The sequence below is a fragment of the Flavobacterium aquiphilum genome (assembly GCF_027111335.1).
GTDB lineage: Bacteria > Bacteroidota > Bacteroidia > Flavobacteriales > Flavobacteriaceae > Flavobacterium > Flavobacterium aquiphilum.
Genome location: NZ_CP114288.1, coordinates 2,546,595 through 2,560,255, shown reverse-complemented (window position 1 = coordinate 2,560,255; position 13,661 = coordinate 2,546,595). Strand labels below are relative to the sequence as shown.

At 31.5% G+C, this 13,661-nt stretch carries 14 protein-coding genes; 4 read left to right on the top strand and 10 right to left on the bottom strand.

All coding sequences use genetic code 11. The annotated features are described in order from the left end of the window. Position 1: 1 nt before the first annotated feature. The 9 genes from OZP12_RS10540 to OZP12_RS10500 form a co-directional block, all read right to left on the bottom strand. Positions 2-502 carry an acyltransferase gene (locus tag OZP12_RS10540; RefSeq protein WP_281224926.1) on the bottom strand — a complete coding sequence of 167 codons (501 nt, stop codon included), beginning with the start codon at positions 500-502 and terminating at the stop codon, positions 2-4. A 179-nt stretch (positions 503-681) separates the two neighbouring features. Next, entirely contained in the window at positions 682-1,812 is a 1,131-nt protein-coding gene (locus OZP12_RS10535; protein WP_281224925.1) for a glycosyltransferase family 4 protein, read from the bottom strand. Between the two features lie 3 nt (positions 1,813-1,815). Then, complete coding sequence (locus OZP12_RS10530) at positions 1,816-3,075, bottom strand: glycosyltransferase (protein ID WP_281224924.1); 1,260 nt, start codon at positions 3,073-3,075, stop codon at positions 1,816-1,818. Next, positions 3,072-4,541: a hypothetical protein gene (locus OZP12_RS10525; protein ID WP_281224923.1), complete on the bottom strand. Its 1,470-nt coding sequence runs from the start codon at positions 4,539-4,541 to the stop codon at positions 3,072-3,074. Before OZP12_RS10525 ends, OZP12_RS10530 begins: the two co-directional genes overlap by 4 nt. Positions 4,542-4,573: 32 nt before the next feature. After that, the gene (locus OZP12_RS10520; RefSeq protein ID WP_281224922.1) at positions 4,574-5,704 is read right to left on the bottom strand and encodes a glycosyltransferase; all 1,131 of its coding nucleotides are present in this window, start codon (positions 5,702-5,704) and stop codon (positions 4,574-4,576) included. A gap of 137 nt (positions 5,705-5,841) precedes the next feature. After that, entirely contained in the window at positions 5,842-6,966 is a 1,125-nt protein-coding gene (gmd, locus tag OZP12_RS10515) for a GDP-mannose 4,6-dehydratase (protein WP_281224921.1), read from the bottom strand. 77 nt (positions 6,967-7,043) lie between these two features. Then, on the bottom strand, positions 7,044-7,997 hold the full coding sequence (locus tag OZP12_RS10510; protein ID WP_281229054.1) for a GDP-L-fucose synthase family protein: 954 nt from the start codon (positions 7,995-7,997) through the stop codon (positions 7,044-7,046). Between the two features lie 22 nt (positions 7,998-8,019). Further along, positions 8,020-9,024, bottom strand: coding sequence for a mannose-1-phosphate guanylyltransferase (locus OZP12_RS10505; RefSeq protein WP_281224920.1), 1,005 nt, complete (start codon positions 9,022-9,024; stop codon positions 8,020-8,022). After that, on the bottom strand, positions 9,021-9,449 hold the full coding sequence (locus OZP12_RS10500; RefSeq protein WP_281224919.1) for an adenylyltransferase/cytidyltransferase family protein: 429 nt from the start codon (positions 9,447-9,449) through the stop codon (positions 9,021-9,023). Before OZP12_RS10500 ends, OZP12_RS10505 begins: the two co-directional genes overlap by 4 nt. Before the next feature lie 492 nt (positions 9,450-9,941). Here OZP12_RS10500 and OZP12_RS10495 point away from each other — a divergent pair, with 492 nt between their 5' ends. The 4 genes from OZP12_RS10495 to OZP12_RS20625 all read left to right on the top strand — a co-directional run bounded on the left by OZP12_RS10495 (position 9,942) and on the right by OZP12_RS20625 (position 12,627). Continuing rightward, positions 9,942-11,333 carry a nucleotide sugar dehydrogenase gene (locus OZP12_RS10495; protein ID WP_281224918.1) on the top strand — a complete coding sequence of 464 codons (1,392 nt, stop codon included), beginning with the start codon at positions 9,942-9,944 and terminating at the stop codon, positions 11,331-11,333. A gap of 43 nt (positions 11,334-11,376) precedes the next feature. Beyond that, entirely contained in the window at positions 11,377-11,841 is a 465-nt protein-coding gene (locus OZP12_RS10490) for a UpxY family transcription antiterminator (RefSeq protein ID WP_281224917.1), read from the top strand. A 305-nt stretch (positions 11,842-12,146) separates the two neighbouring features. Further along, a complete protein-coding gene (locus tag OZP12_RS10485) occupies positions 12,147-12,320 on the top strand; it encodes a transposase (protein ID WP_281224916.1) in 174 nt (57 codons plus the stop codon). A gap of 70 nt (positions 12,321-12,390) precedes the next feature. Continuing rightward, complete coding sequence (locus OZP12_RS20625; protein ID WP_432419528.1) at positions 12,391-12,627, top strand: transposase; 237 nt, start codon at positions 12,391-12,393, stop codon at positions 12,625-12,627. Between the two features lie 192 nt (positions 12,628-12,819). On the opposite strand, the gene OZP12_RS10480 is transcribed toward OZP12_RS20625, so the two are convergent. After that, on the bottom strand, positions 12,820-13,029 hold the full coding sequence (locus OZP12_RS10480) for a helix-turn-helix domain-containing protein (RefSeq protein ID WP_281224915.1): 210 nt from the start codon (positions 13,027-13,029) through the stop codon (positions 12,820-12,822). Positions 13,030-13,661: the final 632 nt, after the last annotated feature.

Here is a 13,661-nt window from a genome sequence, read left to right as displayed (position 1 = left end):
TTTATATTTCCCAATTGATATTCTTCTTAACAACTGTAGCCGGAATACCACCAATAATTACATTCTTTTCGAAAAAGGATTTGGTAACTATAGCCCCATAAGCAACAATACTATTATCAGGTATTTTTGCCCCCTTTAAAATACTGACGTAACTAGCTAACCATACCCTGTTACCAATGCTAATAGGTTTGTTATGATTAATCCTGTTTTGATTTTGATCATAAATACTATGCCCGTCCGCATCACGAATATTTATATTCCACCCTAAAACAACATTGCTTCCGATGGATATTGCCGTATTGCTTGCACAAAAAAAATTTTGATTTGCTACAAATTTATCTCCAAATGAAATTGTCCCTTCATTATCTGCCCGCAAGGTTACTCCTTTTGCAAAATGTGCTGTTCCTTCAAACAGTATCCTACATTTTTTTTTTACAATCCAACAATTATTGCGGTTGCATTCATTTCCAGGAGAACCTTCCCCCCATCCAATCTTAATCATTGCAAATTTTATTTTACCATTCAACACCACTGTATTTTTATGCAGCGCATAAAATTTTGTTGTATACTCTACTAAAACAGGAAGCTGTACAGCAACTTTAAAGGGAAACACAAGAAAATTAAAATAGATTGTCTTGGGTAAACTAAGAATTAATCTGAAAATCCTTTTTATTAGACTTATCATAGTTTTTGATTTAAAAGCTCAGAACATAGTGACACTAACTTTTCTCCGGCATTATTCCAACTATATTTTTTGGCATTATCAAAACCTAAAGCTATCATCTTAGCTCTTAAATCATCATCTTGTATCAATAACTTCATTGCTTCCGCTATTTCTTCTAATTGAAGTGGATTTACCAAAATTGCTGCCATCCCTGCAATTTCAGGCATTGAAGAAATATTTGAAGTAATTACTGGAGTTCCTGCCGCCATAGCTTCTATTATTGGCAATCCAAACCCTTCATATAAAGATATAAACACCATAATCGAAGCCAATTTATAGATGGATGGTATATCTTCTTCATCAATAAATGTGGTAAAATAAATCTGATGCTCTAAATCTAATTCTTTAACCAACTCTCGTAATCCATCATTTCCCTGAGTAATGACTAAACTTACTTCATTTCTAATTTCATCAGAAAGCAAAGAGTAAGCCTTTATTAATCGGTCGACATTTTTATGTTTCCTTATGTTACCAAAATACAATATGAATTTTTTTGGCAAACCATATTTTGCTCTAATACCCGATAATGAACTAGGACAAATTGCTTTATTGAAGAAATTAAAATCGACACCATTTGGTATAACGGTGATTTTATTTTCAGGATAATTGAATGCTGAGATAATATCTTTTTTGGAAGCCTCTGAAACCGTAATCAGATAATCTGAATGATTGATAGCGAACGTAATATCATTTTTGTAATTAATCTCTATCTGCTTACTTTCCTGTACAACTTTTAAGGGTATTAGATCGTGTATTGTGCAAACAGTAATTCCACTATATCTAACTCTGGGAATTTTATAAGTAAAAAAAAGATTGATTCTTGCATTATTTCCCATCATACGATGATAGTAAAAAGGCAAAGCATTATTAATTGCTCTTGAATAAACTAACTTCGAAGGAATTTTTGAATATTTTACCGGGAAACAAAATCGATTTAAATCGTTTGGTTTGATATCTCTAACAAAATTAAAGCATCCATGCAATTCATAATGGGTATTACGATTTAAATATTCGATCAATTTATTCCCAAACAAACAAATCCCCGTTCCCCAATTATTTAAAGACTGTAGATTTAGATTTATTTTCATGATCTAATAGAATGATAGGTTACTGTAAAATTTAGCGTAATTATAATCAGCATTACACCTTTCTTCCCAAATTCTTCTGGATTGACGGCACATTTCATTAAACTGCTGACTATCTAACAAGGCAACTTTAGTAAGTACTCTAACAAGTTCATCAATAGTAAAATCTTTATTCAATAAAAAACCATTAATCCCATCCTCAACAATCTCTGCTGTACCGCCTACATCAGTCGCAATTATTATCTTTCCAAATGAGATGGCTTCCATAATAGATACCGGGACACCTTCGTTCTCACTAACATTAATAAAAACATCATAAGGATTCTTTTTATATTCTTCTAACACTTTTTCATTACTGCAAGCTCCCATCAATTTACAAGTAATTAAAGGGTTAGTGATTTTTTTCACTAATTCATTTATTTCATCAAACTCTTCACCATCCCCAAAATGAACCCATTCTAATTGAAAAGGGAGATCTGAAATCGCTTTTACTATAGATGAAACGCGTTTTACAGGTCTTAACCATGAACACGAAACAAGACGCAATGGAACTGTTTTAGGAAAAATTGAAATACCCCGATCTAAAGAACCTAATCGAGAAAGAAATACTTTACCTGTATCTATTTTGTATTTATTTTTTAGATAAGACAAACCGTCTTCGGAAATAGAATGAATTTCATCAATATTAGAAAAAATATAATTTCTCATAGGCAAATATTGACCAGAATCAGCATATTCATATAAATCAAATCGATGACAGCGAGTAATTATTTTCCTTATCGCAACTTTCTTTTTAAGTTTTTTTTGTAGTGAAATAGCCGTAAATGCACCAGCATGCATCCAATAAGAATACAATATCACATCAACATTTCTATAATTCTGTTTGATGACTTTACTAATGTCAAGCATTGCATTGTTGGCTATAAATAAAAAAGAAAACAATTGCTTCAAATTCCTTAATGAAATGCGCCTAGTAGCAATTAGAGAAGTCAACTCTCTGTAAGTTTGTGCATTATTAAAAACTGAAAATAATAATTTTATTAATCTTGTTTTACTCTTATAAGAAACTGGGCTGTTATAAAATTTGACTGATTGTATGGTTGATTTATAAATTATAGATTCACTGGTTTTCTCTCCATAAACCAATATTGGAAAACATATAACTTCATCAAATCCCTTTACATAATCCAACTCATTCGATAAAAAATCTTCAGACTTATCATAAGGATACTTAGTATTCAAGATAATTAGTACTCGTTTCTTCATAATTTAATTTTACTTGATAATTCATTGTTTACTTCTGAATTGATGGCAACAGATGTTAATTGGTGTCTTCCATATGTAACCCTTTTAGAACATCCCAATTCATTTATAAACAAAACAAGCCAATAAAAAAGAATAAATTTACTCCAACAGAATACGATAGTTTGTAAGCAATAACAATGAACAAGTCCCATAAGTATTGACATCCATATATACATATACTTATAATATAAATCTTTAACAATCTTGGAGGCAACTTCCATTTTTACAAGCAGCCTTATCATCAAATAATTTCCAATTACCAAAAAAGGCCATCCCAATAAGTTTCCTCCAATAATTAAAAACCCTCCTGATAAAGACAGCATCTGCCCTCTATCATCTCTTTGTTTAAGAGAATCTTTAAAAATAGTTGATGACGAGCGTAATCCTGATAAACTAGAATTAAGTGTTTTAATAAAAGGCAAATCCGAAAGTCCAGAAAATCCATCAGATAAGTCCTTAATAAAAGCCTCAAAAGAAGCCTTTGATGATAAGCCTGCTGATGCTTGATATGATCTAGCTACGGTCCAAAGACCATTAGAATATTCTTCAACTATAGTTGAAATCAAAGTAAACGTGTTTTGAGTTCTAAAAGTAATGGCATTATCCGTTGCAAACTGCTTGTTAACATAAGAAAAAAACATCATCGATAAAGCCAATGGCAAAATAATAGCTAGTATTTTTTTCTTGAATTGAGGATAGCTGTAAATTAAAATAACCAGAGTCGCAATTGCAGTTTCATAAATAAATGATCGATTACTACCAAAATAAGATATGAAATTAAAAATAGCTGCTAAAAAAGCAAGACTAAAATAAAATTTAAATTGACTCTTATAATAACTGTGCCTTTTGGCTTCCACAAGTAATACTATAAAAAGATACCCTTTTAAACAATTAAAAATAGTTGCATCAAACACAACTGCCACAGATGAATATGATTCTTTTAAACCAAGAATTTTGAGTCCTGGAATCCACGAATTGAATCTAAGCAAAAGAAATAATAAAAAAACAATAAGCACATTCTTGCCGTAAGTATTCAATGGAATCTGACTTTTTGACTTTATTGTTTTTGCATACTTTTTAATGTAAAATGGGAACCATTTTTTTATTACTAAGCAGGCAATAAATAATTCAATACAATAAATAAAAATAGCTATTGGGTACGAATCTGCTTTTGCTTCCGGCATTCTTACATTGAGTTTGCCATCAGAAAGAACAATGAGAAACGGCTGTAATAAATAGCGCACTAAAACAATACCATAGTAAATTTTTAATCCTATTCCTTTTTCTTGATACGGAAGTATTACTCTTCCAAAAGTTAAAACACAAAAAGCAAAAAATAATGGAATAACAAATAAAAAATCAAGACCATTACGGGGAGTCACTGCAACAAAGAGATAGTAACTTTCGATAAATGCCAAGAGTGTCAATACCGAAATTATAAAATTATAATTCTTCAAATCTAAATACCGGTATTAAAATAATTCATAATACCCGTTAAAGTATTTACCATGTCACATCTCATTTGGGAGGCTTTACGAATATCAACTGACACATTAGCTGAATCTTTTTGATATAGCTGTTTGTAAAACAAAACCAATTGGTCCACTTGAACGGCTGAATCATCAGAACTTATTTTTAAGACATATTTTTCATTATCCTCTGGTGAAAAAGCATCAACAGCATAAGAAGAGACCATTGGCAATCCTTTGGCAGCATACTCTTTTGATTTTATGGTGCTTTCTGTTTTTAAACCAATTCTGTGAATTGCCAATGAATTAATTGCAATATCTGATTTGTTATAAATTTCATCTAATTCATCACCAACTTTAAAATCATAAAATTTCACATACTTTTCTAATCCATATTTTTTCACTAATCGTTTATAGTTAGATATTTCAATTCCATCCCCAACTAAATGATAATAGACGGCTATTTTTCGGTTATTTTTGTAGTAGTTATATAGTCCTTCTATCAGTCGATCGTAACCATGGCAACTCATTGTTACGGATACGGATATTAAATTGATTTCTGTTTCAGAATAAACGGACTTTTGAGATGGAATTAAATCATCATAAATAACCCCATTAATAGTATTGATAGTTTGAATACCAAAAATATTGACATGATCAGAATAGGTAACAACACGTCCGACATATAATTTTAAGAATAAACGAGAACTTATATCAACAAAATAACGTAAAGAGCCTTTCTTACTTTTTAATAATTCTTTTTTATATGGGTATGTGGGAATTTCAATAACAATTTTCGCCTTTCTTTCTTTCAATAACCTTAATACATAAACAAATAAAAGATCTGAAAGATGGTATCGTATATAAACGCATTGATACTCCTTTGAAATTAAGGCACTCTTAATAAATAAATACAATTTTAACCTTCTGTTTAATCCTTTCAGGGGGATTTCATCGATTGTATCATCATGAAAATAATACAAACAATTTGTCCCATAAGCTATCATTTCTGCTTTATAAAACTTACAGAATACTTTATAATGATTTAATACTTTTTTTGCTACACCATTTAATTTTTTAAAATCAAGAATAACGGGTGCTACATACAACAATTTTTTCATTTTTTTCTCACTTCAAAATACAAGAATAGTGAATCCTAAAAGCATTCTTTTTATATAAAACGTTTATGATAAATGATCAACCCTGTAACAAAAATTCACAATTGAACTTTAGTTAAAAGGATTATTTTTTTAGTCATTTATTCAAAATAATTGAAGATGCTATAGCCACATTCATTCAAGTAAAAATCTCGTTGCATCAATTTTAAGTCGGACTCCATCATATCTTTAACTAAAGCGGCCAGGTCATATTTACATTCCCATCCCAACTTTGTCATGGCTTTAGTGGGATCGCCAATTAACAAATTTACCTCTGTTGGCCTAAAATACTTAGGATCAACGGCTAAAACTTCTTTTCCAATCGGCAATTGATACTCAACTTTAGAACACGATTTAACATATCCCCTTTCATTTATTCCAACACCTCTAAATTCTAATTCAATACCTACCTCTTCAAAACTCATACGAACAAAATCTCTTACAGTAGTTGTCTTTCCTGTAGCAATCACCCAATCCTCCGGCTCATCCGCTTGCAAGATCATCCACATCATTCGGACATAATCTTTTGCATGTCCCCAATCTCTTTTTGCATCCAAATTGCCTAAGTATAATTTATGTTGTAATCCCAAAGCAATTTTAGACGCGGCTCTTGTAATTTTTCGGGTTACAAAAGTTTCTCCACGAATAGGTGATTCATGATTAAACAAAATACCATTACAAGCATACATACCGTAAGCTTCCCGATAATTAACAGTCATCCAATAGGCATACATTTTGGCCACAGCATAAGGAGATCTCGGATAAAAAGGAGTACGCTCTGATTGTGGCACTTCTTGAACTTTACCGTACAATTCTGATGTTGAAGCTTGGTAGATCCTTGTCTTTTTCTCCATCCCCAACAAACGAACGGCATCCAATATCCTTAATGCCCCTAGCCCATCTGCATTACCTGTATATTCAGGTGTTTCAAAAGAAACTGCAACATGACTCATCGCTGCCAAATTATATATTTCATCTGGCTGAATTTCTTTAATTAATCGTATTAAATTTGTACTATCAGTCATATCACCGTAATGCAAAAAGAAATTACGATCAACTACATGAGGATCCTGATACAAATGATCAATTCTTTCCGTATTAAACAAGGAAGAGCGTCGTTTTAGACCGTGAACTACATAGCCCTTTTTAAGCAAAAACTCACTTAAATAAGCACCATCCTGTCCTGTAACTCCAGTAATAAAAGCTGTTTTTTGTATCTTATTCATAATAAATGATTAATGTTTGTAATTACAATAATTGCTTACTTATCTTTATATAAGTAGCTTTATATGGTTTTTTATTATTAATTTATTTTTACCTGCTTAAAATTGTCACTATTTTCTAAAAACCATTTGTAAGTTATTTGAATCCCTGCTTCCAATTTAACTTGGTGTTTCCATCCCAAAGTATGCATTCTTGAAATATCCATAAGTTTTCGTGGGGTACCATCTGGTTTACTATTGTCCCATATTATTTTTCCATTGAAGCCTACAATCTTTTGAATAGTTTCGGCCAAACATTTAATGGTCAAATCTTCTCCGGTACCTACATTATACAAATAATAAGGCAACTCATTTTCTAAAGCAAAAACAACTGCAGTGGCCAGATCATCCACAAAAAGAAATTCTCTCATCGGTGAACCTGTTCCCCAAAGTGTAACGAAACTATCGTTATTTACTTTTGCGTCATGAAATTTGCGGATCATTGCAGGCAAAACGTGTGACGTATCCAAATCAAAATTATCATGTGTACCATAAAGATTCGTTGGCATTAAACTTACATAGTCCTTCCCAAACTGATTACGAATGGCCTGGCAAGCCTTTACTCCCGTTATTTTTGCAATCGCATACGGTTCATTAGTAGGTTCCAAAGCTCCTGTTAGTAAATAATCTTCTTTCAAGGGCTGAGGAGCTAATCTAGGATAGATACAAGAACTTCCAAGAAAGATAAACTTGCCCACCCCAGATTTAAAAGCCGCATCAATTAGATTATTCTGGATTTGCATATTTTCCATTATAAATTGGTAAGGGTAATCATTATTGGCCATCATACCTCCAACTCTTGCGGCTGCATCGATAATTACATCAGGCCTATTCCATTCAATATACTCCTTAACCGCTTTTTGGTTCCTAAGATCTAACTCATTGCTCGGACATCCTAAAAGATTAGAATATCCATTAGCTTTTAATATTTGCCATATTGACCGACCAACCATCCCATTGTGGCCAGCTACATATATTTTTGAATTTTTATTAATCATGCCATTCTGTAAAAAAAAATTATAATAAGGGAGAATCTATTGCTTCAAGTTCTTGATAAGTCCGCTTTACTTCCTGTGAATATTCCTTTTGCAATACCAAAAAAGCGTCCAGTGTATAAATCAAGAGACAATTTTTAAGACCTACAAATGAAGTATGTGTGGTAGTTCCAATAAGAATATTACCATTAGCATCTGTTTTATGACCAGACTTAACCAAATAATCATAAACTGATTCAAATGAACCTAAATCAGACCATTCAAATGAAGAAGCAACAACCTTGATATTTTTACTGCGCTCCATTACGGCATAATCAACGCTAGTAGAAGGGATTTCCATCGAAAGATTATAATCTAAGAATCCATTATTACTTGCTTCCCATGCTAATTTTGACTTATGATACACCTCAGGATCATGTTTTTCAAGTTGCTCTAAAAATACCCCTGCTTTAAAACAAAAAAGACCACTATTCCAATAAAAGTTACCCCGATTCAAAAACATAGTAGCCTTCTCATTAGTAGGTTTTTCATGAAATGCCACTACATTCTCGTCCATAAACTCAATATAACCATATCCAGTTTCAGCTTTAGAAGGCTTAATTCCAAAAGTGACTAAATAATTTTTATTTGCAATTGTAATTGCTTTCTTAACAGCGTCAAAATATGCTTCTTCTCCTTCGATAATATGATCAGACGGAGTAACAATTAAAATAGCATCTGATTGAGATTGAAATGCAGCAAAGGCAATGGCAGCAGCTGTATTACGTGGAGCAGCCTCTATAATGTGAGAATGAATAGTATCAAACTTTTTCATGACCTCGCAACTGAGGGAATAATTTTCAATATTTCCAACAATCAATAATTTATCTGTAATACTTAAATTACGGGCAATGGTCTTCTCCAATAAGGACTGACCATCGAATAACTCCAGATACTGCTTTGGTTTAGTCTTTCTCGAAAGTGGCCATAGTCTGCTACCGACACCCCCTGTCAATACTACATGAACTATCTCATTACTGGTACTCATCTTTTTTCATTTAAAAGTTCCAATTGAAAGACTTCTTTACCCAAGCCACTGCTCGAAAAACGATGATCACGTGTATTAAAATAAAAGGCTATTCCTTTTTCCTCACAATAAGTTCTGCCGGTAAAATCTCTATCCTTATATTCTTCACCCAAAAAACGCAAATGAATTTGAAAAGATTGTAAAATATCTTCCAAATCACGTTCAGTAGAATAAGGCACAATCTCATCGACAAATTTGCATCCTTTCAACTGTATGTATCGCTCAACAATAGACTGAGTAGGTTTGTTCTTAGAGGGGCGATCTATTGTGGGATCTGTTTGTAATCCCACTATTAAATAATCACATTGTTGCTTTGCTTCCTCAAGCATCTTAATATGCCCTGCATGCAACAAATCAAATGCACTAAATGTAACTCCTATTTTCATAAGCATTTAAATGTTAAAAAATATTTAGTATTAAAATAATAAATCTGAATTATGCTAAAAAAACTACTGGATAATTCAATGTTCAAATAAATTTTGACAAAGGGTTCCCCGTGAATAGTCACATCATAACTATTCAAAAAAATAAAAGATATTTAAATAAGGAACCGGATAAGATCTCAATAATTCTACTTATTCTAAGCCAATAAAACATCAACTTTTTTTGTTTTTACTGACAATCCTACATGCAACTTATTTCGATACAAACATAGAATAAGAGAAAATCAGAGAGGAATATTTTTCGTTGTGATAAATCCTAAATCAGGAATTAAAACCATTAAAAAGGAGACGGATTATAAATAGAGAAATTAAATTTACAAAACATTAAAAGCAAGCATTTCAGATACTATAATGACTAACACCAAAACGGGTTAATCAATAACATCCAATAAGTTAAAGTAAAAAATAACACATGAATATTATATAAGGTAAAGTATGGAAATTAACAATATATGTTGCATAGGAGCTGGATATGTGGGAGGCCCAACAATGGCTGTCATTGCACAAAAGTGCCCTAATATTCAAGTTACGGTAGTTGATTCAAATGCAGAACGAATTGCTGCATGGAATAATAAAAATTTGAACAAAATACCAATTTATGAGCCTGGTCTAAGTAAAATCATCGATGAAACCAGAAATAGAAATCTATTTTTTTCAACAGAAATTGAAAAAGCAATAGAAGAAGCCCAAATCATATTCATTTCTGTCAATACTCCCACAAAAACATATGGAATAGGCAAAGGAATGGCCGCAGATTTAAAATATATTGAATTGTGCGCAAGGCAAATTGCTAAAGTTGCGAAAACTGATAAAATTATAGTTGAAAAATCTACTCTTCCTGTCAGAACTGCCGAAGCTATAAAAAGCATTCTTACCAATGTTGGAAATGGCGTTCAATTTGAAATATTATCCAATCCTGAATTCCTTGCTGAAGGGACCGCTATTAATGATTTATTGTATCCCGATCGTGTGCTAATCGGTGGAGATAAGACTGAACAAGGACAAAAAGCAATTCAATCATTGGTAGATATTTATAGCAACTGGGTCAAAAAAGAAAAAATAATTACCACAAACCTATGGTCTTCAGAATTATCTAAACTAACGGCAAATGCTTTTTTAGCGCAACGAATATCTTCAATTAATGCAATTTCAGAACTATGTGAAAAAACTGGTGCCAATGTAAACGAAGTGGCATCTGCAATAGGAATGGACAGTAGAATCGGAGCAAAATTCATCAAAGCATCAGTAGGTTTCGGTGGATCATGTTTCCAAAAGGATATTTTAAATTTAGTATATATAGCAAGATCTTATGGTTTAAAAGAAGTTGCTGACTATTGGGAGCAAGTCATCATTATAAATGATCATCAGAAAAAAAAGTTCTCAAATAAAATAGTTCAAACATTGTACAACACGGTAGCCGATAAAAAAATCGCTTTTCTTGGTTGGGCATTTAAAAAAGACACTAATGATACCAGAGAATCTGCCGCAATTTATGTCGCAAATGATTTAATAAACGAACATGCAAAAATCGCAGTCTACGACCCAAAAGTTGTCAAAGAAAAACCTCTTGAAGATCTCGAATATATAAGAAGAAGCCCCGAAACTATACATAAGAGCATTTATACTTTTAATGATCCCTATACTACGTGTGAAGAAGCTCACGCAATTGCTATTTTAACAGAATGGGAAGAGTTTTGTGAATATGACTGGCAAAAAATTTATAACTCTATGCACAAACCGGCATTCATTTTCGACGGTAGAAATATCCTTAACAAATCAGAATTAGAAGGAATTGGATTTATTTATCATGGAATTGGATTAGGATAAAGACACCATAAATTTATTGAGTTAAAAACATAAAAAAAGAAGTATGAAATGGTACGTAATTTATACTAAACCAAAATGGGAAAAAAAAACAACCGAACAGTTAACAAAACTTGGAATAAATTGTTATTGCCCTTTGATAAAGAAAACCCAACAATGGTCTGATAGAAAAAAAGCAGTCGAAGTGCCATTATTCAATCATTATGTTTTTGTCCAATTAGCCGAAAAAGACAAAAATCTTGTTTTTTTATCCCCAGGCGCATTAAGATATCTATTTTGGTTAAAAAAACATGCTGTAGTAAAAGATTCAGAAATTCAAACACTAAAAGAATGGCTTAACTCCGAAACTAAAAAAGACATATCTATCATGAACTATCGGGTAGGGGAAAAAATAGAATTAAAATTCGGCCCATTTTCAGAACAGAAAGCAATAGTTAAAGATATTACAAAGAGTCATTACATTTTAATATTAGAATCATTAGGATATATCTTGAAAATGAAATGCGACTAAAAAAGTTTTACCATGGTTACTCACTCACTTACACAGTCTTATGAAAAAAGATAATCTATTAATCAGATGAATTCTTAAAACAATTCAAAACAGATCAAGATCTGAATGCTCTTTTTAGCCCAATTACAAAAACGAGGATTAGAAGCTATTCTATCGGGTGAACTCGATTCGCATTTAGGATATAAAAGCCATGAAAAAGCTACCTCTTCCAACTCTCGCAATGGTTTTCTAATAAAAAGATAAAAATTTCTTATGGAAAATCCGAGATACAAGTTCTAAGAGACTGACAAGTCTCATTTAATCCTATGATTATTCCAAAACGTCAAAGTATGGTTGATGGATTGGAAAATAAAATTATCGCTCTTTATGCCAAAGAAATGATTATTAATAGCATTGAAGAACAAATTAGAGAAATTTATAAGTTTGATGTTTCAACCTCGACCATATCAAGAATTACAGAATCGGCATCTGTATCATAGCTTAGCAAAATGATCCATTAGATGCCTTTTATTTTGATAGTTTGGATGGCCTTTTTTAAAAGTTCCAGACATTAAAGCTAGTAACAACCTAAATGGCCTCACCCAGGCCATTAAAGAAGTATTCCCAGAATCACAAACGCAATTCTGTGCAGTATATCAAACTTGTAACTCTACGCCTTATGTAGTTTGGAAGGATAAAAAGGAATTTTCCAGAGATATGAAGCAAATTTATGATACTCCGACCGAAGGTTCTGCCAAAGTTTCCTTTGAAAATTTTGCTAATAAACGAACCCGTAGTCAATGCTAATCCAAAATCGAGGATTAATCCTCAAGCAGTTCTTAACTATATTTGAAAAAAGGGTTCAACTTTAATTAAAAAGTCAAACCTCATTATTTTAAACTTACACACTTTTTAGGACAACGTCTTTTACCGTATATAAGCCCCCTATCTATGGTAAAACTTGATATTTGAATGCCTCATCCACCATAAACCAATATACTAAATATCACGTTTAAATACTTCACTCTTTTTTATACCCAAAATCTTTACTAATTTATCAAGTTTTGATAATTTTATATCTACTTTCCCATTTTCAATTTTTTGATATTCTTTCAAAGAAATCTCCATCTGAATAGCTACATATTCTTGAGTTAAATTATTGTCTTCTCGATACTTCTTAATTTTTGAATAGAGTAAAATTTCGTTCATTATATCATTTTTTTTTAATTATAATCTTTAATTCAGCACAAACACTTTAAGAAACTTATAAAAAATAGAACAAATATATATAAGCATCAATAAAACCTCACCAGAATTCACAAAACGTTAAGAAATATACTAATTTACATCTACGAAAATAAGTTGATATTTTAAATCAAAATCCTACAATTTAAATAATACATTCATTTTGTAAATCAGAAATTCCCACAAACGCCTAAAGAAGGAAACAAAAACCCACACAAGGCGATATTACAACTTGACATTACCGCTAAAAAAAGAAATCATTGCTACTTTTGTAAAGCTTTGGGTAGGCAAAATCTATAAATTATTGATAGACTTTTGGGGGAAAGTTAAATGTTGAAAGTATTGATTAACAAAATCTACGCGATTAAAATCATGTATTGACATTTATTATCAATAATCATAAAACCTTTTAATATTCAAGAAAGGTTTTATATTATAGAAATTCAATTACTGGTAGAACTCAAATACCAGTAATTGAATTATAAAAGTAAAATTTAAGCTTATGGATCATTCCAATAATAGAAAAAAGTTCTAAGTAGTACCATAACATTTACAAATTCGAAAATCAATAGGTTTTTCTATTCGATTTGAGCTTT